Source organism: Stutzerimonas sp. Brlt_14, from assembly GCF_051948915.1.
GTDB classification, from domain to species: Bacteria; Pseudomonadota; Gammaproteobacteria; order Pseudomonadales; family Pseudomonadaceae; genus Stutzerimonas; species Stutzerimonas stutzeri.
Genome location: NZ_JAYJLM010000004.1, coordinates 130,159 through 153,674 on the forward strand (window position 1 = coordinate 130,159; position 23,516 = coordinate 153,674).

General features: G+C 65.9%; 22 protein-coding genes. 5 read left to right on the plus strand and 17 right to left on the minus strand.

Going from position 1 to position 23,516, the window contains the following annotated elements; genetic code table 11:
* Window positions 1-25: 25 nt before the first annotated feature.
* From VF716_RS11010 to VF716_RS11020, 3 genes are all read left to right on the plus strand, one after another.
* Window positions 26-898 (plus strand): DMT family transporter, encoded by an 873-nt coding sequence (locus VF716_RS11010; RefSeq protein ID WP_020305866.1) that lies wholly within the window; start codon window positions 26-28, stop codon window positions 896-898.
* Window positions 899-1,009: 111 nt separating this feature from the next.
* The gene (locus VF716_RS11015; RefSeq protein ID WP_111481537.1) at window positions 1,010-1,873 is read left to right on the plus strand and encodes an isocitrate lyase/PEP mutase family protein; all 864 of its coding nucleotides are present in this window, start codon (window positions 1,010-1,012) and stop codon (window positions 1,871-1,873) included.
* A 65-nt stretch (window positions 1,874-1,938) separates the two neighbouring features.
* Window positions 1,939-3,093, plus strand: coding sequence for an MFS transporter (locus tag VF716_RS11020; protein WP_111481536.1), 1,155 nt, complete (start codon window positions 1,939-1,941; stop codon window positions 3,091-3,093).
* A gap of 20 nt (window positions 3,094-3,113) precedes the next feature.
* On the opposite strand, the gene VF716_RS11025 is transcribed toward VF716_RS11020, so the two are convergent.
* Window positions 3,114-3,833 carry a TorF family putative porin gene (locus VF716_RS11025; protein ID WP_440552697.1) on the minus strand — a complete coding sequence of 240 codons (720 nt, stop codon included), beginning with the start codon at window positions 3,831-3,833 and terminating at the stop codon, window positions 3,114-3,116.
* Window positions 3,834-4,131: 298 nt separating this feature from the next.
* On the opposite strand from VF716_RS11025, the gene VF716_RS11030 reads away from it, so the two are divergent.
* Entirely contained in the window at window positions 4,132-4,398 is a 267-nt protein-coding gene (locus VF716_RS11030) for a DksA/TraR family C4-type zinc finger protein (RefSeq protein ID WP_013984140.1), read from the plus strand.
* Here VF716_RS11030 and VF716_RS11035 read toward each other — a convergent pair whose 3' ends face one another.
* The 13 genes from VF716_RS11035 to urtA all read right to left on the minus strand — a co-directional run bounded on the left by VF716_RS11035 (window position 4,399) and on the right by urtA (window position 21,040).
* The gene (locus VF716_RS11035; RefSeq protein WP_049338957.1) at window positions 4,399-5,625 is read right to left on the minus strand and encodes a GAF domain-containing sensor histidine kinase; all 1,227 of its coding nucleotides are present in this window, start codon (window positions 5,623-5,625) and stop codon (window positions 4,399-4,401) included.
* 24 nt (window positions 5,626-5,649) lie between these two features.
* Window positions 5,650-7,122, minus strand: coding sequence for an NCS1 family nucleobase:cation symporter-1 (locus VF716_RS11040; RefSeq protein ID WP_013984138.1), 1,473 nt, complete (start codon window positions 7,120-7,122; stop codon window positions 5,650-5,652).
* A gap of 366 nt (window positions 7,123-7,488) precedes the next feature.
* The gene (ureC, locus tag VF716_RS11045) at window positions 7,489-9,189 is read right to left on the minus strand and encodes an urease subunit alpha (protein WP_061372958.1); all 1,701 of its coding nucleotides are present in this window, start codon (window positions 9,187-9,189) and stop codon (window positions 7,489-7,491) included.
* A gap of 101 nt (window positions 9,190-9,290) precedes the next feature.
* Window positions 9,291-9,596: an urease subunit beta gene (locus tag VF716_RS11050; protein ID WP_011914741.1), complete on the minus strand. Its 306-nt coding sequence runs from the start codon at window positions 9,594-9,596 to the stop codon at window positions 9,291-9,293.
* On the minus strand, window positions 9,593-10,147 hold the full coding sequence (locus VF716_RS11055; protein WP_017246510.1) for a GNAT family N-acetyltransferase: 555 nt from the start codon (window positions 10,145-10,147) through the stop codon (window positions 9,593-9,595). The genes VF716_RS11050 and VF716_RS11055 overlap by 4 nt, the downstream gene beginning before the upstream one ends.
* 11 nt (window positions 10,148-10,158) lie before the next feature.
* A complete protein-coding gene (gene ureA / locus VF716_RS11060; RefSeq protein ID WP_003283033.1) occupies window positions 10,159-10,461 on the minus strand; it encodes an urease subunit gamma in 303 nt (100 codons plus the stop codon).
* Window positions 10,462-10,601: 140 nt separating this feature from the next.
* Window positions 10,602-11,435: an urease accessory protein UreD gene (locus VF716_RS11065; RefSeq protein WP_111481534.1), complete on the minus strand. Its 834-nt coding sequence runs from the start codon at window positions 11,433-11,435 to the stop codon at window positions 10,602-10,604.
* Window positions 11,436-11,623: 188 nt separating this feature from the next.
* Window positions 11,624-15,172 (minus strand): magnesium-translocating P-type ATPase, encoded by a 3,549-nt coding sequence (gene mgtA, locus VF716_RS11070; RefSeq protein ID WP_125856562.1) that lies wholly within the window; start codon window positions 15,170-15,172, stop codon window positions 11,624-11,626.
* A 103-nt stretch (window positions 15,173-15,275) separates the two neighbouring features.
* Window positions 15,276-15,974 (minus strand): urea ABC transporter ATP-binding subunit UrtE, encoded by a 699-nt coding sequence (gene urtE / locus VF716_RS11075; protein ID WP_011914738.1) that lies wholly within the window; start codon window positions 15,972-15,974, stop codon window positions 15,276-15,278.
* Between the two features lie 125 nt (window positions 15,975-16,099).
* A complete protein-coding gene (gene urtD, locus VF716_RS11080; protein WP_125882093.1) occupies window positions 16,100-16,951 on the minus strand; it encodes an urea ABC transporter ATP-binding protein UrtD in 852 nt (283 codons plus the stop codon).
* Entirely contained in the window at window positions 16,948-18,027 is a 1,080-nt protein-coding gene (gene urtC / locus VF716_RS11085; RefSeq protein WP_003283037.1) for an urea ABC transporter permease subunit UrtC, read from the minus strand. The genes urtD and urtC overlap by 4 nt, the downstream gene beginning before the upstream one ends.
* Entirely contained in the window at window positions 18,024-19,595 is a 1,572-nt protein-coding gene (urtB, locus tag VF716_RS11090; RefSeq protein ID WP_440552698.1) for an urea ABC transporter permease subunit UrtB, read from the minus strand. Before urtB ends, urtC begins: the two co-directional genes overlap by 4 nt.
* Window positions 19,596-19,771: 176 nt before the next feature.
* Window positions 19,772-21,040: an urea ABC transporter substrate-binding protein gene (gene urtA, locus VF716_RS11095; protein WP_011914735.1), complete on the minus strand. Its 1,269-nt coding sequence runs from the start codon at window positions 21,038-21,040 to the stop codon at window positions 19,772-19,774.
* A 280-nt stretch (window positions 21,041-21,320) separates the two neighbouring features.
* On the opposite strand from urtA, the gene VF716_RS11100 reads away from it, so the two are divergent.
* Window positions 21,321-21,950 carry a pseudouridine synthase gene (locus tag VF716_RS11100; RefSeq protein ID WP_230624889.1) on the plus strand — a complete coding sequence of 210 codons (630 nt, stop codon included), beginning with the start codon at window positions 21,321-21,323 and terminating at the stop codon, window positions 21,948-21,950.
* Window positions 21,951-21,971: 21 nt separating this feature from the next.
* Here the strand turns inward: VF716_RS11100 and VF716_RS11105 are convergent, their stop codons facing one another.
* The 3 genes from VF716_RS11105 to VF716_RS11115 all read right to left on the minus strand — a co-directional run bounded on the left by VF716_RS11105 (window position 21,972) and on the right by VF716_RS11115 (window position 23,386).
* Window positions 21,972-22,190, minus strand: coding sequence for a DUF2788 domain-containing protein (locus VF716_RS11105; protein ID WP_013984129.1), 219 nt, complete (start codon window positions 22,188-22,190; stop codon window positions 21,972-21,974).
* A 175-nt stretch (window positions 22,191-22,365) separates the two neighbouring features.
* Window positions 22,366-22,758 carry a globin gene (locus VF716_RS11110; RefSeq protein WP_013984128.1) on the minus strand — a complete coding sequence of 131 codons (393 nt, stop codon included), beginning with the start codon at window positions 22,756-22,758 and terminating at the stop codon, window positions 22,366-22,368.
* Between the two features lie 148 nt (window positions 22,759-22,906).
* The gene (locus VF716_RS11115; protein WP_017246503.1) at window positions 22,907-23,386 is read right to left on the minus strand and encodes an Lrp/AsnC family transcriptional regulator; all 480 of its coding nucleotides are present in this window, start codon (window positions 23,384-23,386) and stop codon (window positions 22,907-22,909) included.
* Window positions 23,387-23,516 lie beyond the last annotated feature (130 nt).

Here is a 23,516-nt window from a genome sequence, read left to right on the forward strand (position 1 = left end):
AGTCTGCTAACAAGTGAGGCGAGCGTTGAACGATCATCACCACCCGCTCTATGGCGTTCTGCTGATACTGCTGTCGGGTCTGCTGCTGGCCAGCCATGACGGGTTGGCCAAACACCTTTCGGAGATCTACCCCGTCTTTCTGGTCATCTGGGCCCGCTACGTGGCGCAGACGGTGCTGATGACGGCGCTGTTCGTGCCGCGCATGGGGCAGCGCGTGTTCCGCACCCTGCGGCCCTGGCCGCAGCTGCTGCGCGGATTGAGCCTGGTCAGCGTCAGCCTGCTATTCATCAACGGCCTGCATTTCATCCCGCTGGCCGAGGCGACCGCGGTGATCTTCCTGACGCCGGTGCTGGTGACCGTCGCCTCGGCGCTGCTCGGTGAGCGAATCAATCCCAGCCAGTGGATCGCGGTGGGGTTCGGTCTGCTCGGCGTGCTGATCATCGTTCGTCCGGGGTCGGCATTGTTCACTCCGGCAGCGCTGCTGCCGCTGGGCGCGGCGCTGTCGTTCACGGTCTATCAGCTGATCACGCGGCGCCTGGCCGGAACCGACCATCCGGTGACCAGCAACTACCTGACCAGCCTGGTCGGCTGCGTGGCCCTGAGCGTGCTGGTGATCTTCAACTGGCGCACGCCGACGCTGCACGACGCGCTGCTGATGGGCGCCCTCGGTGGCATGGCCATGCTCGGCCATCTGCTGCTGACCAACGCCTTCCGCTTCGCCAGCGCGGCGACGCTGGCGCCGTTCACCTACAGCCAGATCGTGTTCGCCGGGGTGGTGGGTTACCTCGCCTTCGATCACGCACCGGATGCCGGCGCCCTGATCGGCATGGCGGTGATCATCGCCAGCGGGCTGTGCATGGCCTATGTGCAGCGCCGCCAGCCCGCCGCCGGCGGATAAACGGCAGATGTGCCATTCGGATGGCCGAACAGCTTCTCAGCATCGATATTGAAATGAACAGACAGGGCGATTCGACCCTTGCGTGCAACGCATACAACAAACGGAGCCTATATGCCGCGACTCTCTCATCATGACCTGCGCCGCAACTTCCGCGAGCTGCTCAACGCCGACCGCTGCTTCCACACGGCGTCGGTGTTCGACCCGATGTCGGCACGCATCGCCGCCGATCTCGGTTTCGAGGTCGGCATTCTCGGTGGCTCGGTGGCCTCGCTGCAGGTGCTGGCCGCGCCGGACTTCAACCTCATCACCTTGAGCGAGTTCGTCGAGCAGGCCACGCGCATCTGCCGCGTCGCCCAGTTGCCGGTGCTGGCCGATGCCGACCACGGTTACGGCAACGCGCTCAACGTGATGCGCACCGTTTCCGAACTGGAGCGCGCCGGGATTTCCGCGTTGACCATCGAGGACACCCTGCTGCCACCCAAATTCGGCCGCCGCTCCACCGACCTCATCGGCATGTTCGAGGCCGTCGGCAAGATTCGCGCGGCGCTGGAGGCGCGAGTCGATCCGCAGATGGCTATCATCGGTCGCACCAACGCCGGCGTGATCGGCTTCGAGGAAGTCATCGCGCGCGCCCAGGCCTACGAAAAGGCCGGTGCCGATGCCATCTGCCTGGTCGGCATCGAGGATTTCGATCACCTGGAAAGCATCGCCAGCCAGCTCAGCAAGCCGCTGATGCTGGTCACCTACGGTAACCCCAACCTGCGCGACAACGCGCGGCTGGCCGCGCTCGGCGTGCGCATCGTGGTCAACGGCCACGCAGCCTACTTCGCAGCGATCAAGGCGACCTACGACTGCCTGCGCGAGCAGCGTCAGGTCGACGCCCTGGACCTCAACGCCTCGCAGTTGTCGGTCAAGTATTCCACCGCGGACGAGTACGTCGTCTGGGCCGAGGAGTACATGCAGGTCAAGGAGTAAGCCGTTGACCCGCCCGGACAGCCATCGCTGCCCGGGTGGGCACCACCGCCGCCGCTGGAGCCTTGATGAGCCCACGCCTGTTGACCTTCATGGTCGCCTTCGCCGCCTTTCTCGGGCCGTTCACTCAGACCGTGTATGCGCCGATCCTGCCGGAGCTCGGTGGTGCGCTGCGCACCACGCCGTTTCTGATCAACCTCAGCATCTCGATCTTCACGCTGGTGCTGGCCTTCATGCAGATCATCTACGGGCCGCTGGTGGATCGCAGTGGGCGCAAGCGCACCCTGCTGGCCGGCTTGGCAATCTATATCGTCGCTTCCCTGGGCTGTTTCCTGGCCGATTGCATCGAGACACTGCTGGCGTTCCGCGCGCTGCAGGCAGTCGGCATCGCCGCCGGAGCGGTGGTGGCGGTCACGGTGATCGGCGATCGTTTCGAGGGCGCCGCGCGCGGCCGGGCGATGGGTTCGTTCCAGATGATGGTGGCGCTGGGGCCGGTGGTCGGCCCGGTGGTGGGCGGTTTCGTCGGCGAGCATTTGGACTTCCACTACGTGTTCCTGCTGCTGGCCATCGTCGGTGCGGCCGCGCTGCTGAGCAACGCCATCTGGCTGCGGGAAACCCGGCCGGCCGGGGAGCCGCGCGCCTTTCATCCGGCGCAGTACCTGGAGGTACTGGGCAACCGCCAGGGGCTGGCGATCATGCTGCTGAGCTTCGTGCAGTACTACGCCTTCTACAACTACCTGGTGTTCATGCCGCGGGTGCTGGATGCGGTTTACGGCCTGAGCGCCAGCGAAAAAGGGCTGGTGTTTCTGCCGCTGTCGGTGGCCGTGGTGATCGGCAGCTACGTCGGCGGTCGGCTGCTCGGGCATTGGCGACCGCGGCCGATGCTGCTGGTCACGGCGCTGCTCAATGCGCTCAGCCTGCTGCTGTTTTTGGCGGTGGCACCCCTGTCGCTGGTTGCGCTGGTGGTGGCGGTAACGGCGTTCGGGCTGTTTCTCGGGCTGTCGCTGCCGGTGCAGACCAGTCTGCTGATGGACCTGTACCAGCACAACCGCGCCACCGCTGTGGGCAGCTACAACTTCTTCCGCTTCATGGGCATGGCCACCGGGCCGGTGCTGGGCTCCTGGCTGTTTCAGGATGGCAACCTCGGGCTGCTCTACGGCTTCGCCGCAGCGGCCTTCCTGCTGGCGGTCGGCAATGCGCAGCTGCGCTTTCGATGGGGATAGCGCCGGCAGACGTCGCGATGCTAGAAGAACGAGCGTTCGGCCTTGAACATCATGAACCCTTCGCAATAGGTGTTCTGCCCCGAATAGACGCCACATTGCGCGCCGCGCAGGCTGGTATCGGTGTAGGACAGATCCAGCTGCATGCCGAGCAGGCGCCGCGACAGGTTCAGAGACCAGTCGTTGAACACCCGCACGCTGCCGCCGGGGTAGTACAGCGGGCTGTCCAGGGTGTGGCTGGCGTACTTTAGGCGTACCCCGACATCGAACGGCCGCAGCGCACCCAGGTCGAGAAACAGCGTGCTGTCGGTCCGCCCCAGCGAACTGCTCAGCGCGCCACCCAGCCGGCTGCTGCCCAGGTTGACGCCGGCGTAGTACTCCTCGCGGTTCTTGGTCTGCAGCTCGGGAAAGCTATAGCGGATCACGCCGAGCTCGTAACCCAGCGAATCGTCGAGCCGTGGCTGGGCGTAACCGACATAGCTGTTGAGCTCCAGCTGACTGCCGTCGAGCAGTCCGATGCTGGGCGACCACTGGCCGAGGTAGACGCCACTGGCGTGGGTCAGATCGAGGCCGCCACGAAAGGTGCCGGCCGTGGTGGGCTGCACCAGACCCTGGGCCATGCTGCGAGTCGGTGCGGTGCCGAGCTTGAGGTCGAACTGGCCGACCTCGCGTTCCACCACTTCAGGTTGGCTGGCGCAGCCGCCGAGCGCGATGGCCAGCGCGAGCAGATATCGTCTGTGCATATGCTGCTTCACTGGTGAGAAGACTGAACGGCCGACCGGTGACGACCACCTGCGGCAAGACCGGACTGGAGCGCTGCTGGCTGCCACGGCTTGCCTGAACCGGGCCGAGGATAGTCAAGCTGGTCGGGCTGCGAGCCCCGCTCGTCGATTTGGCGCCAGCGGATCGACAGGCGGCGCCGGTGCGTGGCCTAACGAAAATCCGGCGGTTCACGAGGCGGCTTTTTGGAAACCCCCGGCGCGAATACCGTTCCAATGCAGGCACACCCAAGAACTGGCCCGGCGGGCCGAGGAGGTTGCGATGGCCACCGGTTGGGCAGGAGATGGCGCGGTACAGGAGCAGATCGACAGCACCGTCGAAGATGCCGTACAGCGCGCCCGCAGCCGACTCGCTCGGGGCGAAAGCCTGAAGCACTGCGAAGAATGCGGAGAGAAGATTCCCGAGGCGCGCCGTCAGGCGGTGCCGGGTGTACGCCTGTGCATCAAGTGCCAGGCGGCGCAGGACAAGGAAGATGCCAGGTTCAGCGGCTACAACCGTCGCGGTAGCAAGGACAGCCAGCTGCGTTGATCAATCGCGGCGGATCGGCATACAGAAGGTGAAGGTGGTGCCCGCTTCGGCACTGGAACTGACACGCATGCTGCCGCCGTGGGCACGGGCGATCTGGTCGACGATGAACAGGCCGAGCCCCAGGCCTCCTCGGCTGGAGCCTCCCTGGTCCTGCCAGTAGGGCTGGAACAGCCGCTCGAGGTGTTCGGCCGCAATCGGCGTGCCGCGGTTGTGCACGGCGAGTTCGAAATGCCCGTTGTCGGTCTGCGCCGTCACGATCACCGGGCCGGTGCTGGCGCCGTGATGCAGCGCGTTGGTGATCAGGTTGGCGAGCAGCTGCGCGATGCGGTCCGGATCGCACTCGAACATCTCCATTGGCGACAGCCGCTCGAGCAGCACCCGTCGCGGATGCGCATTGCGCAGCTCGTCGGTCACCTGGAGCAGGGTGCGATTGAGCTCCGGTGGCGTCGTCCAGTTCAGCGGAATGCCGTTGCCCAGCTGACCGCGGGCGAAATCCAGCAGGTCATCCACCATGCGCGAGGCACGCTGGCTGGCGGTGCGCACGTGCTCGGCCAGTTGCTGGGTGCCGGCTTCCGTCGAGCGGCGCAGCAGCAGGTCGCTGGCCGCCTGGATCGAGGCCAGCGGGGTACGCAGGTCGTGGCCGAGCAGGGCGATGAACTGTTCGCGCTGGTGGCCGGTGAGGCGCTCGTCGGCCAGCGCGGCGCGCGTGCTCTGCTGCTGCTCCTCGGCATCGAGCTGCAGGGTCAGCAGACGGGCGAAGGATTCGAACATTGCGCGCGTCGCCGGGCTGGACAGGTCGCGGGGTAGCGGGTCCAGCGCGCAGAGCGTGCCGAAGAAACTGCCATCGGCGCGCAGCACCGGGACCGAGATGTAGCTTTCGAACCCATAGATCTGCGGCGTGTGATGGTGGCAGTAGTCCGGATCGGCGCTGACCTGGCTGATGATGATCGGCTGATGGGAGGCGTGAATCTCGCTGCACAGGGTGGTGGTCACGTCGAGTTCCCCGCCGACCTTCAGGCCGAACTCGATACGATCGAACACGGCACAGGCGGTCCAGTTCGTCTCGGTAACGCGGGCAACTGCAGCGAAGCGCAGGCCGGTCGTTTCGCTGAGGACCTGCAGGATGGCCGGCACGGCACTGATACGCTGCACCGTGAGCAGGTCGTCGAGGAGGGTTCGCACCATCGCAAGGCCCTGAGCGATGAAAAAGGCCGGACACTCTAGCATGCCCGGCCTCGTTTGCAGCGACGCTCACCCCAGCGGCGCGGGTTGTACCGGGGTGACAAGAAGGGGCTGCCTGCGCATCAGCACATAGTGCAGCGTCCCGCCAAACAGTGCGCCCAGCAGCCAGGCGAAACCGGACAGGCTCTCCAGTCCGGGCGTCCATACCGAGGCCACGGAGAACACGGCACTCACACCGAACGCGATCATTGCCTTGCGGTTCCAGCCAGCGTTGAAGTGGTAGATGCCGGTACGTTCGGCGCAGAACAGCTGCTGTACATCCAGACGCTGACGCCGGACCAGGTAGTAGTCCGCCACGATGATGCCGTACAGCGGCGCCAGCGCCGCGCCCAGCGTATCGACAAAGGCGGCGATGCCCACTTCGCTGATGAAGGCCACCCACAGCGCGCCGATGAAAAAGGCGATGGCGGCAGTGATGAAGCCACCGGTCCGGGCGCTGATCCTGGCGGGGGCCAGGTTGGCGATGTCGTAGGCCGGAGGGATGAAGTTGGCGACCAGGTTGATGCCCACCGTAGCGGCGAAGAAGGTGATCGCGGCGACGACCGTCAGGGTGACATTGTCGATGCGTGCCACGATGTCGGTCGGGTTGGTCAGCGTCTCTCCGAATACGACCACGGTGCCGGCGGTGATCACCAGCGCGATCATCGAGAAAACCGCCAGGCTCACAGGCAGGCCGAAGAAATTACCGATGCGCATCTGCCGCTCATCTTTCACGAAGCGGGCGAAATCGCCGTAATTGATTACCACCGCGGCGAAGTAGGCGACCATGGTGCCGACCACTGCCGCGAATGCTGCAATCGGACCGCCGGCATGTTCGCCGCTGCCGCTGAAGATGTCGCCAAGGGCGCCCAGCAGGCTCGGGCCGGCCTGATACCAGATGGCGATCATCAGCACGATCATCACCAGGTAGACCAGCGGGCCGGCCCAGTTGAGAAAGCGCGTTACCCAGTCGACGCCGCGAACGAACAGCGCTACCTGAAACACGCAGACCATCACGTAGGCGGCCCAGTCGATAGCAGTCAGGCCGAGCAGTGTCGCCGCCTGTGGATCGGTGCCCATGAAGGCCCGGAGCAGCAGCGCAACGGCAGTCGAGGCAAAGTAGGTCTGCACGCCATACCAGAAGATCGCGACGATGCCGCGGACGACCGCCGGGAAGTTAGCGCCGCGTACGCCCATGCTCGCCCGCGCCATGACGGGGAACGGAATGCCGTACTTCACACTCGGTTTTCCGGTGAGGTGCACCAGCCCCATCACGATAAAGCCGGCCAGGACGATACCCGTCAGAACCGCCCAGCCATTGAGCCCGTAGCTGATGAAAAGCGTGGCGGCCAGCGTGTAGCCGAACAAACTCTGTATGTCGTTGGACCACACGTTGAAGATCTCGAACCAGCCCCATTTGCGTTCAGCCGGGGGGAGCGGCGCGAGATCCGCGTTATAGAGACTGGGGTCGATCTGCTTGATCTGAAAGTCGTCGTGATTCATGGGATGCGCTCTGAGCAAGACTGTGGATTTTTGTATGCAGTTCTTGTTCCGCGTACGACAGAGCTCGCGAATTATCAGGCGACGATCACTGAGGCGGTTGCGCCCGATGCCTCGAGTCTAGGCGCTTCGAGGCATCGTGCAGGAAAGTTTGTATACAAGATTGATGCAAATTTCAGATCAGAAATTCAATCCCGTTCGACTTTGCGGATGCATCGCGGGTATGCACTCAAAAGACGTAGCGCACCAAGGCGGTGCCATCAGTGTCGGCCGGGAGCGGGGCACGGATATGAAAAGCCCAGGCTTGCGGACAAGCCTGGGCTTTTCGTTGGCGCTGCGGCCTGTCGGCTGCTGCGCTGTCCGTGAAGCTCAGAACAGAAAGTAGCGCTGCGCCATCGGCAGCACTTCGGCCGGCTCGCACCAGAGCAGCTGGCCATCGGCGCGCACCTGATAGTTCTGCGGGTCGACCTGGATGTCTGGTGTGTAGTCGTTGTGGATCAGGTCCTTCTTCTGCACCTGACGGCAACCCCGGACCACGCCGATCTTCTTCTTCAGTCCCAGCTGTTCCGGCACGCCGGCCTCGAAGGCGGCCTGGCTGATGAAGGTGAAGCTCGACGCGTGCAGCGAACCGCCGTAACTGGCGAACATCGGCCGGTAGTGCACCGGCTGCGGAGTCGGGATCGACGCATTGGCGTCGCCCATCAGGCTCGCGGCAATGGCGCCGCCCTTGAGGATCAGCGTCGGCTTCACGCCGAAGAACGCCGGGCGCCAGAGCACCAGGTCGGCCCACTTGCCCACTTCGATCGAGCCCACCTCGTGGCTGACGCCGTGGGTGATCGCCGGGTTGATGGTGTACTTGGCGATGTAGCGTTTGGCGCGGAAGTTGTCGTTGCCCGCGCCGTCGCCGGGCAGGGCGCCGCGCTGCTTTTTCATCTTGTCGGCGGTCTGCCAGGTGCGGGTGATGACCTCGCCGACGCGGCCCATGGCCTGGCTGTCGGAGCTGATCATGGAGAACGCGCCGAGATCATGCAGGATGTCTTCGGCGGCGATGGTCTCGCGGCGGATACGGCTCTCGGCGAAGGCCACGTCCTCGGCGATGCTCGGGTCGAGGTGGTGGCAGACCATGAGCATGTCCAGGTGCTCGTCGATGGTGTTGCGGGTGAACGGCCGGGTCGGATTAGTGGAGCTGGGCAGCACGTTGGCGAAGCCGCAGGCCTTGATGATGTCGGGCGCGTGGCCGCCGCCGGCGCCTTCGGTGTGGTAGGTGTGGATGGTGCGGCCCTTGAACGCGCCGAGGGTCGTCTCGACGAAGCCCGATTCGTTCAGCGTGTCGGTATGGATGGCCACCTGCACGTCGTACTGGTCGGCGACCGACAGGCAGTTGTCGATGGCCGCCGGGGTGGTGCCCCAGTCCTCGTGCAGCTTGAGGCCGATGGCTCCGGCCCTGACCTGCTCGATCAGCGGCTCGGGCAGCGAGGCGTTGCCCTTGCCGGTGAAGCCGATGTTCATCGGAAAGGCGTCTGCGGCCTTGAGCATCATCGCCATGTGCCAGGGGCCGGGCGTCACCGTGGTGGCGTTGGTGCCGGTGGCCGGCCCGGTGCCGCCACCGATCATGGTGGTCACGCCGCTCATCAGCGCCTCTTCGATCTGCTGCGGGCAGATGAAGTGGATGTGCGAGTCGATGCCGCCGGCGGTGAGGATCATGCCTTCGCCGGCGATGACTTCGGTGCTGGCGCCGATGGCGATGGTCACATCGGGCTGAATGTCCGGGTTGCCGGCCTTGCCGATGGCGGCGATGCGGCCGTCCTTGAGGCCCACGTCGGCCTTGACGATGCCCCAGTGGTCGAGGATCAGCGCGTTGGTGATCAGGGTATCGACCACCTCGGCGGCGCAGAGCTGGCTCTGGCCCATGCCGTCGCGGATCACCTTGCCGCCGCCGAACTTCACCTCTTCGCCATAGGTGGTGAAGTCCTTTTCGACTTCGATCCACAGGTCGGTGTCGGCCAGGCGCACCTTGTCGCCAACGGTGGGGCCGAACATGTCGGCATAGGCTTGGCGGGAAATCTTCATCCGTATCGTCTCGCGTAGGGTGGATGACCGAAGCCATCCACCGATCCTGTTCACGGTGGAAAAGCCTTCGGCGTTCTCCACCCTACGAAAAGCGCTGTGCCCTAGAGCGCGCCCATTACCCGCCCGGCAAAGCCGAACACCCGGCGCTCGCCGGCCAGCTCGACCAGCTCCACCTCGCGGCTCTGGCCCGGTTCGAAGCGCACCGCGGTGCCGGCCGGGATGTTCAGGCGCATACCGCGCGAGGCGGCGCGATCGAAGGTGAGCGCGTCGTTGGTTTCGAAGAAGTGGTAGTGCGAACCGACCTGAATCGGCCGGTCGCCGCTGTTGGCCACGCAGAGGGTCAGGGTGCGGCGGCCGGCGTTGAGCTCGATATCGCCGTCCTGGATCTGGTATTCGCCGGGAATCATGGTTTCGAGGTCCTGTTCAGGGTCAGTTGCATCATGGTCAGGTCCAGCCAGCGGCCGAACTTGCAGCCGACCTGGCGCATCTGGCCGACATGGATGAAGCCCAGTTGCTGGTGCATATGCACCGAGGCGCGGTTCTCGCTTTCGATGAAGGCAACCATCACATGCTTGTCGAGCATGCGGGCGCGCTCGATCAGTGCCTTCATCAGGCTGCGGCCGATGCCGCTGCCGCGATGGTCGGGGCTGACGTAGACCGAGTTCTCCACGGTATGACGAAAGCCGTCGTGGGGGCGCCAGGGGCCGAAGGAGGCATAGCCGGCCACGCGGCCCAGCTCGTCGATTGCGACCAGCACGGGGTAGCCCTGCGCGTGACGCTCGGCCAGCCAGGCCTGGCGGTTGGCGAGGTCGACGCAGTGGTCGTTCCAGATCGCCGTGCTGTTCTGCACCGCGTCGTTGTAGATCTGCAGGATGCCTTCGAGGTCGGTGTCCAGGGCGTCGCGTATCTGCACGTTGGTTTCCTTCAAGAACGGTTCAAGGTCGTGGGCAGTAGACATTGACCGATATTTCAGGCGATTGGTTGATGCACCGTGACCAGCTTGGTGCCGTCCGGGAAGGTCGCCTCGACCTGGATTTCCGGAATCATCTCGGGCACGCCTTCCATCACCTGCTCGCGGCTGAGCAGGGTGGTGCCGTAGTGCATCAGCTCGGCGACCGTCTGGCCGTCGCGCGCGCCTTCGAGCAGCGCGGCGGAGATGTAGGCCATGGCCTCCGGGTAGTTGAGCTTCACACCGCGGGCCAGCCGGCGCTCGGCCACCAGGCCGGCGGTGAAGATCAGCAGCTTGTCCTTCTCTCTTGGTGACAGATCCATAACCGCTCCAGTCGTAGGGTGGATGTCGCTCTTCGTATCCACCGGCCGGTGGTCGAGACCACGCAGCGTTGTTCAGGGCGACGTGCACGCAGGCGCGCCGGCGTAGGGAGGGCAGCGGCGCAGCCGTGCCCACCGATCATTCAGGTACTCCAGATTCTCGGCGGTACCGCTTCGCGGCCCAGCAGTTCGGGGCGCAACAGCCGCCACAGGTCGATCAGCCAGGCGCGGGCGTGCAGCGCCTCGTCGGCCAGACAGCGCGCCACGATGAGCCCCGGCAGTTGCGTCAGGTCACCGCGCACGCGGCTGGGCAGTTCACGGCAGCGTTCCAGCAGGTCCGCGTCGAGCTCGCCGCTGGCGATGAGGGTCGCGAACACCGAACGCCCGTCGAGGCCTATCGGTGAGTCGAGCAACGCATCGGCGCCGGCGATGCGCTGGCGCTCGTGCCAGATCAGCCGGTCGTCGCGACGGATATCCAGGCGCCCCTGGAAATGCCCGGCGTCGAAGCGCTCGCCTGCTGCCGGCCGGCCGAGGGCGACGATGTCCCAGTAGAACAGCCGGGCGTCGCCGTGCAGCTCGATGCGAGTGTTCAGCTCGGCCTGAGCCGCGGAATAGACGATGGTCTCCTGCGGCAGCCATTCCAGCGTGGCACCGGCCTCGACGCGCAGCTGCAGGTCCTGAAAGGCCGGGCTGGCGGCGCGATACCACTTGGCTGCACCGGGGCTGGTCAGCTGCGCCCAGGCGCCGGGGCCGAGCGTGACGCTGATGTCCAGCCGATCCCCGCCGGCGATGCCGCCCGGGGGGTGGACGATGATGTGCTGGCAGACTTCCGACCCTTCGGGATACAGATGCTTCTGCACCCGTAGCGGTCCGCTATGGCGGCGCAGCACCGGGCGCGTCGCGTCGCCGATGCGGGTATAGCCGAGCTCGAGCTCGGCCTGCCAGTGCGGGGTGAAGGGGTGAGTCAGAACGGTCATGCGCGGCTGCCGGTGGTAGTTGACTGGGCAGACAGCAATAGTCGTGCCTCCACCCAACGGTATGCGCAGCTTCGGGGCGTGTGAGGCCTCGTCGACGACGAGACCCGTGGGGATATGCACCGTTACGGTGCGATCTGCTGCCGCCCGGTTCGCCATGCCCTTTCGTGGTGCGCCTGCTGCGCTCTTGCTCAGGGCTGACGGGATGCGCCGAGCCGGGCGAAGAAGCGCTGCTTGGTCCATTCCGAACAGGCCGCATAGAGCAGCGTGATCAGCAGAACCGCCCCGAGCACCGTGGCCGGCAGTGGCTGCAGGGCGAACCAGCCGCCCACCGGCGTGTAGGGCAGCAGCACGGTCAGCAGCGCGATGAGCAGTGAACTGACCAGCAGGAAGCGCCCCGGCCGGCTGCGGTAGAACGGCTTGTGCGTGCGCACCACGAAGATGATGGCGAGTTCGGTGATCAGCGATTCGACGAACCAGCCGCTGCGAAACAGCTCCGGTTGCTCGCCCACCAGGTACAGCAGCACGCCGAAGGTGAGCAGATCGAAGACCGAGCTGATCAGGCCGAACAGGATCATGAAGCGACGCACCTCGCCGATGTCCCAGCGATGCGGCGTGCGTGACCAGTCGGCATCGACGCGGTCACCGGCGATGCCGATGGCCGGAATGTCGGAGAGGAAGTTGTTGAGCAGGATCTGCTTGGCCAGCAGCGGCAGGAAGGGCAGGAAGAACGAGGCCACGGCCATGCTGATCATGTTGCCGAAGTTGGCGCTGGTGGTCAGGTAGATGTACTTCAGCGTGTTGGCGAAGGTACGCCGGCCTTCGTCGATGCCCTGACGGACCAGGCCCAGCTCGTGGCGCAGCAGGACGAAATCGGCCGCCTCCTTGGCCACGTCCACCGCGTTGTCCACCGAGATGCCGACGTCCGCGGCATGCAGTGCCGGCGCGTCGTTGATGCCGTCGCCGAGAAAGCCCACCACGTGGCCGGTCTTCTGCAGCGCGCGGATGATGCGCTCCTTCTGGTTGGGATCGACCTCGGCGAACAGGCTGACCCGCGGCGCCAGGTTGATCAGCGCCTCGTCGCGCATCTGCCCGATCTCTGCGCCCGTGATGACGCGCTCGACATCGATGCCGACGCTCTCGGCCACCTGCCGCGCGATCAGGCGGTTGTCGCCGCTGATGATCTTCACCGCCACGCCCAGCTCGCGCAGCGCGGCCAGTTCCTCGCGCACACCGGGCTCGGGCGGGTCGAAGAACAGCAGGAAGCCGGCGAAGACCAGCGCCTGTTCATCATCGACGGTGCAGCGCTCGCCTTCCATGGAGCGCCAGGCAAGGCCGAGCACCCGATAGCCGGCGGCGCTCCAGGCAGCGAAGCGGGCCGCCAGCGCCTCACGCCGCTCGGCGGTCAACGGCAGCACGGCATCGCCCTGCTGCACGAACGCCGACACCTGCAGCACGTTATCCAGCGCACCCTTGCAGATCAGCCGTGGCGTGGGCTCGCCGGCGTCGCGCAAGAGCACGCTCAGGCGCTTGCGGACGAAGTCGTAGGGAATTTCATCGAGCTTGTCGGCGCCAGTCATGGCCGGCGCCTTGTCGCGGGCGTAGTCGCCGATCGCCTCGTCCAGCGGGTTGCGCAGGCCGGTCTGCAGCGATGCGTTGAGCCAGGCCATGCGCAGCACCGTGCTGCTGGGCTGGCCGTCGGCGTCCAGCGCGCCGTCGAGGGCCACCACGCCGCGGGTGAGGGTGCCGGTCTTGTCGGTGCAGAGGGTGTCCATCGCGCCGAGATTCTCGATGGCGTTGAGATGGCGCACGATCACGCCGCGCCCCGCCATGCGTCGCGCGCCGGCCGAAAGGGTCGCGCTGAGGATCGCCGGCAACAGCTCCGGCGACAGCCCGACGGCCAGGGCGATGGCGAACATCAGGGTGTCCAGCGGCGGTCGGTCGAGGAACAGGTTGAGCCCGAGCACCGCCGTGACCATCACCAGCATCACCCGCAGCAGCAGACCGCCGAACTGGCGCAGGCCGCGCTCGAACTCGGTTTCCGGCGGGCGCAGCACCAGCGAGCGCTCGATATGGCCGAGCTCGGTATGCAGGCCGCAGCGCACGGCCAGCAGGCGCGCCGTGCCGCTGCGCAGCGAGGTGCCGCGGAACAGGCAGTTGTCGCGCTGCGACAGGGCGGCGTCGCTGGCGATCCGGCTCGCCTGCTTCTGCACCGGAAAGGTCTCGCCGGTCAGCAGGGCCTGGTTGACGAAGCAGTCGCGCGCCTCGACCAGCCGGCCATCGGCCGGAATCAGGCTGCCTGCCGAGAGCTCGACGATATCGCCGGGCACCACTTCATCCGCGGCCAGGCTCTGCAGGCGCCCGTCGCGCCAGACATCGGCGCGGCTGGCCACCTGTTCGCGCAGGCGCGCAATCGCGCGGTTGGAACGGACCTCGTGCAGGCTGCCGACCAGCGCGCTGGCGATGACGATGGCCAGCACGATCAGGGCATCCAGCCAGTCATGGGCGATCAGCGCCACCAGCGCGCCGATCAACAGGATCAGCACCAGCGGGCTGGACAGCTGGCGCAGCAGCGAGGCGCCGACCTGCCGCGCCAGGTTCGGCCGGTACGTACGCCTGACCGACGGCTGTCGCGCGGCGGCAGCGTCGCTGGCGAGCCCGTTCGGGCCGGTCTTCAGGCTGGCGTAGAGCTCATCCAGCGGCTGGCTCCAGTAGTCCGGCGTGACCGTCTCGTGGTGGTCTGCGGCCCCGGCCCGCAAGGCGTCCCGGGAGAGCCAGAAGCCGGGCAGCATCGGCAGCCAGAAGCTCAACACGCGAAACAGCAGCGTTGCCGACAGGCCGGCCGCCAGCGGCACGCCGGCCCAGCTGAGGGTCGCCACCGCGGCGGCCTCGAACGCACCCAGCCCACCCGGCACGATGCCGACACTGCGCAACACGCTGGCCAGCATGAAGCTGGCGAAGATGCCGGCGAAGGGCGCCGCGTGGCCGACTGCGTGAAGCAGCGCCCAGAGGGTCAGGGCGTCAAGCAGAACGATCAGCAGGGAATAGCCGCTGGCCCAGCTCAGCAGGCGCGGATTGCGCGTCAGTCGGGGCTCGGCCGCGAACACCATCGCCAGCAGGCGCTGCATCCAGCGCACGTGTTGCAGACGCCTGGCCAGGGCGCCCTGCGGCAGCCCGGCGATCAGCGGCGCGGCGATCGCCATGAGGCCGCAGAACAGCATGAAGGCTGCGCTGGTGGCGATCACGGCGAGACTGCCATGGCCGCTGTCGATTGCGATGAAGAGGGCGGCGCCGAGCGCCAGCAGGTAGGCCACGAAATAGGCCGACACGCTGACGATGAAGCAGCTGGAAACCTGAGACGCAGCGATGCCGCGGCGTTGCAGCAGGGCGACCACTGCCACCGCGCCGCTGAATCCGGAGGAAGGCAGGGCCTGGTCGATGAACAGCTTGGTCAGGCTGAGTTTGGTGGCGTCCCACAACGGCAGCGACGTGCCCGCGGCCGTCACTACCTGGCGATACAGTTGACCCTGGACGACGTAAGTCAGTCCCTGCAGCGCGATGGCGACCAGCAGCCAGGCCGGCTCGGCCTGGCTGAGAATCAGGGCGAAGTGGCTGGCGTCGGCCAGCTGCAGGACGCCGACCACCAGCGCGCCGAGCATGGCCGCGCCCAACAGCCAGGACAGCCAGATCAGCGGCCTGGCATGTTCGGCCGGGGCGGAAGAGTCGAACGCATCGTGCATGCCATGCACCCCCTGCTGGAGCCAACGCTGTCAATCATCGGCCCGGCGGGAGAGCCGGACATTGACACCGATCAGGCGCCCCCGTGGGGGCGCTGCAGCAAGGCTAGATCGCCACCAGGCGTTGCACACCCTCGGCGGCCATGTTTTCGCCGCGGCCCTGCTGGATGATCTCGCCGCGGCTCATCACCAGGTACTGGTCGGCCAGTTCGGCGGCGAAGTCGTAGAACTGCTCCACCAGGAGGATCGCCATGTCGCCGCGGGCCGCGAGCTTCTTGATCACCGCGCCGATCTCCTTGATCACCGAGGGCTGGATGCCTTCGGTGGGTTCATCGAGGATCAACAGGCGCGGCTTGCTCGCCAGCGCGCGGCCGATGGCGAGCTGCTGTTGCTGGCCGCCGGAGAGGTCGCCGCCGCGGCGGTGCTTCATTTCCTGCAAAACCGGGAACAGCTCGTAGATGAACTGGGGTACTTCCTTGGCTTCCCTGGCGCTGAAACGGGACAGGCCCATCAGCAGGTTTTCCTCGACGGTCAGGCGGCCGAAGATCTCGCGCCCCTGCGGCACGTAGGCGATGCCTGCGTGCACGCGCTGGTGCGGCTTGAAGCCGGTGATCGGCTTGCCCTCCCAGTTCACCGCGCCTTCCTTGGCCGGGATCAGGCCCATCAGGCACTTGAGCAGGGTGGTCTTGCCGACGCCGTTGCGTCCGAGCAGGCAGGTGACTTCGCCGATCTTCGCCTCGAACGAGAGGCCGCGCAGGATATGGCTGCCGCCGTAGTACTGGTGCAGTTGCTGGACTTGCAGCATGTGCGACTCCTTCACTTGGTGGGTAAGCCTCTGGCGTTATCCACCCTACGATTAGGTTTGCGTTGATGCGGGCATGGGCGTTTGGCGGGCGTAGGGTGGATGGCCGAAGCCATCCACCTTTTTGCTCAACGCCCCAGATACACCTCGATCACCCGCTCATCCGCCTGCACCTGTTGCAGCGAACCCTCGGCCAGCACCTGGCCCTGGTGCAGCACGGTGACGTGGTCGGCGATGGTCTCGACGAAGCCCATGTCGTGCTCCACCACCATCAGCGAATGCTTGCGCGCCAGCGACTTGAACAGCTCGGCGGTGAATTCGGTCTCGGCATCGGTCATGCCGGCCACCGGTTCGTCGAGCAGCAAGAGCTGCGGCGACTGCATCAAGAGCATGCCGATCTCGAGGAACTGCTTCTGCCCGTGGGACAACAGCCTGGCCGGGCGATGACGCGACTGGCCGAGGCGGATGGTCTCCAGCACTTCGTCGATGCGGTCCTTCTGCTCGCCGGAAAGCCTGGCCCTGAGGCTGGCCCACACCGACTTGTCGGTCTTCTGCGCCAGCTCCAGGTTCTCGAACACTGAAAGCGCCTCGAACACCGTGGGCTTCTGGAACTTGCGGCCGATGCCGGCCTGGGCGATGTCCACCTCGCTCATGCGGGTCAGGTCCAGGGTTTCGCCGAACCAGGCGCTGCCGCTGGTGGGACGCGTCTTGCCGGTGATGACGTCCATCATGGTGGTCTTGCCGGCGCCGTTGGGGCCGATGATGCAGCGCAGCTCGCCGACGCCGATGTACAGGCTTAGATTCGTCAGCGCCTTGAAGCCATCGAAGCTGACGTTGATGTCTTCCAGGCTGAGGATGGTGCCGTGGCGTACGTCCAGGCCCTTCTCGGCGACCCGGCCGAGGCCGATGGCATCGCGGGTCAGGCCACCCCCGGTGGGGTCGAAGCCGTCGATGACGGCGCTGCAGGGTACGGTTTTCATTCTTCGCCCCTCCGCTTGATGAGGCCGATGACGCCCTTGGGCAGGTACAGGGTGACGACGATGAACAGCGCACCGAGGGCGAACAGCCAGTATTCGGGGAAGGCCACGGTGAACCAGCTCTTCATGCCGTTGACGAGGCCGGCGCCGAGCAGCGGGCCGATCAGCGTGCCGCGTCCGCCGAGTGCGACCCAGACGGCCGCCTCGATGGATTGCGTCGGCGCCATCTCGCTGGGGTTGATGATGCCGACCTGCGGCACGTAGAGCGCACCGGCCAGGCCGCAGAGCACCGCCGACAGCGTCCAGATGAACAGCTTGTAGCCGCGCGGGTCGTAGCCGCAGAACATCAGCCGGTTCTCGGCATCGCGCAGGGCGGTGAGCACCCGGCCGAACTTGCTGCGCGCCAGGCGGAAGCCCAGGTACAGGCTGCCGGCCAGGAGCGCCACGGTGGCGAGGAACAGCGTGGCGCGGGTCGCCGGCGCCGAGATCGAGAAACCGAGGATGGTCTTGAAATCGGTGAAGCCGTTGTTGCCGCCGAAGCCGGTCTCGTTGCGGAAGAACAGGAGCATGCCGGCGAAGGTCAGCGCCTGGGTCATGATCGAGAAGTACACGCCCTTGATCCGCGAGCGGAAGGCGAAGAAGCCGAAGACGAAGGCCAGCACGCCGGGCACCAGCACCACCAGGCACATGGCCCAGAGGAAGCTCGACGTGCCATACCAGTACCAGGGCAGCTCGTTCCAGGCGAGGAAGCTCATGAATGCCGGCAGGCCGTCACCGGCGCTCTGGCGCATCAGGTACATGCCCATGGCGTAACCGCCGAGGGCGAAGAACAGGCCGTGGCCGAGTGACAAGAGCCCCGCGTAACCCCAGACCAGATCCAGCGCCAGGGCGACGATGGCGTAGCAGAGGATCTTGCCCACCAGGGTCAGGGTGTAGGCCGAAACGTGCAGGGCATGCTCGGCCGGCAGCAGGTGCAGCAGCGGCATGGCGACGAGGACAGCCAGCGCCAGGCCGAGGGCGATGACCGTGGCTTTCGGCCCGGCTTTCTGCGCGGCGGTGAGGGTAAGTGGCTGGTTCAATCGATGACCCTCCCCTTGAGAGCGAAGAGCCCCTGCGGACGCTTCTGGATGAAGAGGATGATCAGCGCGAGGATGAGGATCTTGCCCAGCACGGCGCCGATCTGCGGTTCGAGGATCTTGTTGGCGATGCCGAGGCCGAAGGCGGCGAAGATGCTGCCGGCCAGCTGACCGACACCGCCGAGCACCACCACCAGGAAGGAATCGATGATGTAGCTCTGGCCGAGGTCCGGGCCGACGTTGCCGATCTGGCTCAGGGCCACGCCGCCGAGCCCGGCGATGCCGGAACCCAGCCCGAACGCCATCATGTCGATGCGCCCGGTGGGCACCCCGCAGCAGGCGGCCATGTTGCGGTTCTGCGTGACCGCGCGCACGTTCAGGCCCAGGCGCGTCTTGTTCAGCAAGAGCCAGGTCAGGAGCACCACGAACAGCGCGAAGCCGATGATCACCATGCGGTTGTACGGCAGCACCAGGTTCGGCAGCACCTGCAGGCCACCGGACAGCCAGGCCGGGTTGGCGACCTCGACGTTCTGCGCGCCGAACAGCACCCGCACCAGCTGGATCAGGATCAGGCTGATGCCCCAGGTCGCCAGCAGGGTTTCCAGCGGGCGACCGTAAAGGTGGCGGATCACCGTGCGTTCCAGCGCCATGCCGATCACCGCGGTGACGAAGAAAGCCACCGGCAGCGCCACCAGCGGATAGAACGCCAAGGCTTCAGGTGCGAGCCGGGCCATCAATATTTGCACCATGTAGGTGGAGTACGCGCCGAGCATCAGCATCTCGCCGTGGGCCATGTTGATCACCCCGAGCAGGCCGAAGGTGATTGCCAGGCCAAGCGCGGCGAGCAACAGGATCGAGCCCAGCGATAGGCCGCTGAAGGCCTGGCCGAGCAGTTCGCCGATCAAGAGCTTGCGCTTGACCTGGGCCAGGCTGGTTTCTGCGGCTTTGCGTACGGCGGCGTCGGTTTCCGCTTCATCGGCGAGCAGGTTTTCCAGCCTTACCCGCGCCAGCGGAGCACCGGTTTCGCCAAGCAGACGCACGGCGGCGAGGCGTACGGCCGGGTCGCTCGCGGTCAGCTGCAGGTTGGCCAGTGCCAGGGTCAGCGCTTCGCTGACGGCAGCATCTTCCTCTACGTCCAGGCGCTGCTGGAGCAGCTCGAGCTGTTCCGGTTGGCCGCTGCGCTGCAGGCGCTTGGCCGCGGCGAGGCGCTGCGCGGGGTCTTCGGCGAACAGCTGGTGGCTCGCCAGGGCGGTGTTGAGCAGGCCGCGCAGGCGGTTGTTCAGGCGCAGCTTCTTCGGCGTGCCGACCGGCTCGGCATCACCTTCGAGGGCACGGTAGGCCCCGTTTTCCTCGATGAAGGGCGTCTTGTTCTGGTCGATGGCCACGCGATTGGCGCGCAGCGCTTCGATCAGCGGCAGCCGCTCAGGCGCGGGCGCGGCGGCCCAGCTTTCCAGCAGCCTGGCCTGTTTGGCCGGGCTGGCCTTGGCGTAGTCGGCCGCGTCTCCGGCCTGGGCTGCCCAGGGCAGAACCAGCAGGAGCAGCAGCAATAATCGGTGCAGGGCAGTGTTCATGCGTGAATTCCCCAGGGGGCGCCGCGGGCTCTCTTGATGGAGGTGGCGGCGATGGGCGGGCGGATGAGAACGTCTCGACTACGCGTCCCGATCCGCCCAACGAAAGCCGAGCGATCGTGGGGTGGATCGGGACGCGAAATCGGTGCGTCACCCATCCACCATGACGACCGCAGCGGTTAGTTGGACTTCACCGCGTAATCCGGCTTCTTGTCGTTGCCCGGGATGTAGGGGCTCCACGGCTGGGCGCGGACCGGGCTTTCGGTTTCCCAGACCACCGAGAACTGACCGTCCTCCTGGACCTCGCCGATCATCACCGGCTTGTGCAGGTGGTGGTTCTTCTCGTCCATGGTCAGGGTGTAGCCGCTCGGTGCCTTGAAGGTCTGCCCGGCGAGTGCATCGCGCACCTTGTCCACCTCGGTGCTGCCGGCCTTCTCGACCGCCTGCGCCCACATGTGGATGCCGACGTAGGTGGCCTCCATCGGGTCGTTGGTCACCGCCTTGTCGGCGCCCGGCAGGTTCTTGGCCTTGGCGTAGGCCTTCCACTTGCTGACGAAGGCTTCGTTGACCGGGTTCTCCACCGACTGGAAGTAGTTCCAGGCGGCCAGGTGGCCGACCAGCGGCTTGGTGTCGATGCCACGCAGCTCTTCTTCACCGACCGAGAAGGCGACGACCGGAACGTCGGTAGCGTCCAGGCCCTGGTTGGCCAGCTCCTTGTAGAAGGGCACGTTGGAGTCGCCGTTGATGGTCGACACCACGGCCGTCTTGCCGCCGGCGGCGAACTTCTTGATGTTGGCGACGATGGTCTGGTAATCGCTGTGACCGAAGGGGGTGTAGACCTCTTCGATGCTGGATTCCGGCACGCCCTTGCTGATCAGGAAGGCGCGCAGGATCTTGTTGGTGGTGCGCGGGTAGACGTAGTCGGTACCGAGCAGGAAGAAGCGCTCGGCGCTGCCGCCGTCTTCGCTCATCAGGTACTCGACGGCCGGGATGGCCTGCTGGTTCGGTGCGGCGCCGGTGTAGAAGACGTTCGGCGACAGTTCCTCGCCTTCGTACTGCACCGGGTAGAACAAGAGGCCGTTGAGTTCTTCATAGACCGGCAGCACGGATTTGCGCGAAACCGAAGTCCAGCAACCGAAGGTCACCGCGACCTTGTCCTGGGTCAGCAGCTGACGGCCTTTCTCGGCGAACAGCGGCCAGTTGGAAGCCGGATCGACCACCACCGGCTCGAGCTGCTTGCCGAGCACGCCGCCCTTGGCGTTGATCTCGTCGATGGTCATCAGCGCCATATCCTTGAGCGAGGTCTCGGAGATGGCCATGGTGCCGGACAGCGAATGCAGGATGCCGACCTTGATGGTTTCGGCGGCCTGCAGGGTAAAAGGGAACAGACCGCTGAGCATCAGGGCACTGGCGGCGAGGGTGGTCTTGATCAGAGGACGGCGTTTCATTTGGGGCTCCTTGGCTGTCCGTGCGCAACTGTGGGCTGGGTACATCGGAACGCCTGGAGCAATGGCAGCATCCGTGCCAAATGGCGCAAAGCCTTCTACGACGCCGCTTTGCGCTGATCCTGGGTTGGTCCGGCAGCTTTTGTGGTGAGCCATGCTGGTGCATCGCAGGGCGCGTGGTGCACTGCCAGGGCCCGCTTTGCCCGATTTCGGTGCCGGCCCGCCACTTGCCCGTTGCAGGCCTGGCTTCTAGCATGGCCGGCCCGCTCCGAGACCCGTCGCCATGCCCCGTCCACCGCGTTCTCCATCCTCGCGATCGCCTGCCAGAGCGCCTGCGCCGCGGCGCGTCGCCAAGGCGCCGCCGGCCGAGCCGCGGCTGTTGCTGCTGAACAAGCCGTTCGACGTGCTTACGCAGTTCGCCGATGCCGATGGTCGTGCGACCTTGAAGGACTTCGTCTCGGTGCCGGGCGTCTACCCCGCCGGGCGCCTGGATCGCGACAGCGAGGGTCTGTTGCTGCTGACCAACGACGGTCGGTTGCAGGCGCGTATCGCCGACCCGAAGCACAAGCTGCCCAAGACCTACTGGGTGCAGGTGGAAGGCGAGGTGGACGAGACACAGCTGGAGCGGCTGCGTCAGGGCGTCGAGCTGAACGACGGCATGACCCTGCCGGCCGAAGCGCGGCAGCTCGATGAGCCCGAGCTGTGGCCGCGCCATCCGCCGGTGCGCTTTCGCAAGAGCGTACCGACCAGCTGGCTGGAGCTGGTGATTCGCGAAGGGCGCAATCGCCAGGTGAGGCGCATGACGGCGGCGGTTGGCTTGCCGACCTTGCGCCTGGTACGGGTGCGCATCGGCCCCTGGGCGCTGGACGGCCTGCAGCCGGGCGAGTGGCGGGAAGTGCCGGCGCAGCTGTAGCGCGCCGGCCGGTGCCTCAACTCAGTGCGGGATGCCCTGAGTCACTTCGATGATGTAACCGATGACCGGCTTGGCGAGAAAGGCGAACAGGCACAGACCCAGGCCGAGGAACAGGATGGCGGTGCCGAGGCGACCGGCCTTGGACTTCTTGGCCAGGTCCCAGATGATGAAGGCCATGAAGGCCATCAGCCCGCCGACCAGCACGATCATCATCCACTTTTCGAAAACTTCGGGATCCACAGGGTTCTCCTGACTGACTTCGACGACGGCGCCCGTGGCAGGCCGGGCGCGAAAGCGGGGCAGTATACGCCTGCGCAAAGCGGCGCGTGTGCCACCGCTGGTTGGACGGTCGTGCTCGCAAAGCGTTCGGATCGCGCCGACCGGGCGCCGGTGCGGCGAAATGTCTCGCCCGAATTCAGTAGGCCGCCTTGATCACATCGATGCCCTTGTTCAGCACCGCGCGCCAGGCCTGCAGGTCCGCCTGCTGCAGGTCCTCGTCGTGTTGCCCGATGGTCTCGAGCAGGGCATCGATCCACAGGTCATAGAGCTCCGGATGGATATCCAGCTGTGCCCGCGAATGGCTCTGACCCAGCGCACGGAGCTTGGTGTCCGGCATGCCGCGGGCGAACAGCACCAGGTTGAGGATGCCTGCGCGCAACAGCTGCTTCTGAGCGGTCATGTCGGTACGGGCGAACTTCTCCCGTATCGCTGGCGAGCTGGCGAGAAAGGTGGCGTAGAAGTCATCGAAAAAGCGGGGGCTCGCGCAGCAGCGGCCATAGCTCTGCATGACGCGGTTGGTGTCGTTCATGGGGCATCCCTGGCACGAAGGTTCGGGAGCGGCGCCTGTACGGAGCGTCGCATTCGGCTGTCCGGCGCGCCTGGCGACACCGGATACAAGGGCGCGGATTATAGGCAGTAACCCTTCGGAAAGTAGGGTACAGCCTGTGCGCTGCGTCTCAGCTGCGCAAATGCTCCAGTGGCAGCTCGGTGCTCGATGCCACCTGACGCAGGACAAAGCTGGAACGCACGCTGGAGACGCCTTCGATACGTGTCAGGGTACCGAGCAGGAACTGCTGGTAGTGGTCCATGTCCGGCACCACCACCTTGAGCTGGTAGTCGGCATCCATGCCGGTGACCAGGCTGCATTCCAGCACTTCCGGGCAGCGTCCGATCACGCCCTCGAAGTGCTCGAAGCGCTCCGGGGTGTGCCGGTCCATGCCGATCAGCACGTAGGCGGTCAGTGTCAGGCCGAGCTTCTTGCGGTCGAGCAGGGCTACCTGGCGAGCGATATAGCCGTCGTCTTCCAGTTGCTTGACGCGGCGGGAGCAGGGCGAGGGCGACAGTCCGATGCGTTCGGCCAACTCCTGGTTCGAGATGCGGGCGTCGTGCTGCAGTTCGGCGAGAATGCGCAGGTCGTAGCGGTCGAGTTTGCTCATGGAGGGATGCCTTTGGGATCGGATTGCGCGCGATGATGAATCCAGGGCTGTTGATTGCGCAAGAGGTGCGTTGATCAGCAATCTTCGCAATCCGGTGCCGGTCGGGGCGGCGTAAGCTTTATCTCAACTT

What these genes read in the sequence shown, in the direction of transcription:
- VF716_RS11015 (WP_111481537.1), top strand. Translation starts at nt 1,010, where the DNA reads ATGCCGCGACTCTCTCATCATGACCTGCGCCGCAACTTCCGCGAGCTG.
- VF716_RS11020 (WP_111481536.1), top strand. Translation starts at nt 1,939, where the DNA reads ATGAGCCCACGCCTGTTGACCTTCATGGTCGCCTTCGCCGCCTTTCTC.
- VF716_RS11025 (WP_440552697.1), bottom strand. Translation starts at nt 3,833, where the DNA reads ATGCACAGACGATATCTGCTCGCGCTGGCCATCGCGCTCGGCGGCTGC.
- VF716_RS11030 (WP_013984140.1), top strand. Translation starts at nt 4,132, where the DNA reads ATGGCCACCGGTTGGGCAGGAGATGGCGCGGTACAGGAGCAGATCGAC.
- VF716_RS11035 (WP_049338957.1), bottom strand. Translation starts at nt 5,625, where the DNA reads ATGCTAGAGTGTCCGGCCTTTTTCATCGCTCAGGGCCTTGCGATGGTG.
- VF716_RS11040 (WP_013984138.1), bottom strand. Translation starts at nt 7,122, where the DNA reads ATGAATCACGACGACTTTCAGATCAAGCAGATCGACCCCAGTCTCTAT.
- ureC (WP_061372958.1), bottom strand. Translation starts at nt 9,189, where the DNA reads ATGAAGATTTCCCGCCAAGCCTATGCCGACATGTTCGGCCCCACCGTT.
- VF716_RS11050 (WP_011914741.1), bottom strand. Translation starts at nt 9,596, where the DNA reads ATGATTCCCGGCGAATACCAGATCCAGGACGGCGATATCGAGCTCAAC.
- VF716_RS11055 (WP_017246510.1), bottom strand. Translation starts at nt 10,147, where the DNA reads ATGTCTACTGCCCACGACCTTGAACCGTTCTTGAAGGAAACCAACGTG.
- ureA (WP_003283033.1), bottom strand. Translation starts at nt 10,461, where the DNA reads ATGGATCTGTCACCAAGAGAGAAGGACAAGCTGCTGATCTTCACCGCC.
- VF716_RS11065 (WP_111481534.1), bottom strand. Translation starts at nt 11,435, where the DNA reads ATGACCGTTCTGACTCACCCCTTCACCCCGCACTGGCAGGCCGAGCTC.
- mgtA (WP_125856562.1), bottom strand. Translation starts at nt 15,172, where the DNA reads ATGCACGATGCGTTCGACTCTTCCGCCCCGGCCGAACATGCCAGGCCG.
- urtE (WP_011914738.1), bottom strand. Translation starts at nt 15,974, where the DNA reads ATGCTGCAAGTCCAGCAACTGCACCAGTACTACGGCGGCAGCCATATC.
- urtD (WP_125882093.1), bottom strand. Translation starts at nt 16,951, where the DNA reads ATGAAAACCGTACCCTGCAGCGCCGTCATCGACGGCTTCGACCCCACC.
- urtB (WP_440552698.1), bottom strand. Translation starts at nt 19,595, where the DNA reads ATGAACACTGCCCTGCACCGATTATTGCTGCTGCTCCTGCTGGTTCTG.
- urtA (WP_011914735.1), bottom strand. Translation starts at nt 21,040, where the DNA reads ATGAAACGCCGTCCTCTGATCAAGACCACCCTCGCCGCCAGTGCCCTG.
- VF716_RS11100 (WP_230624889.1), top strand. Translation starts at nt 21,321, where the DNA reads ATGCCCCGTCCACCGCGTTCTCCATCCTCGCGATCGCCTGCCAGAGCG.
- VF716_RS11110 (WP_013984128.1), bottom strand. Translation starts at nt 22,758, where the DNA reads ATGAACGACACCAACCGCGTCATGCAGAGCTATGGCCGCTGCTGCGCG.
- VF716_RS11115 (WP_017246503.1), bottom strand. Translation starts at nt 23,386, where the DNA reads ATGAGCAAACTCGACCGCTACGACCTGCGCATTCTCGCCGAACTGCAG.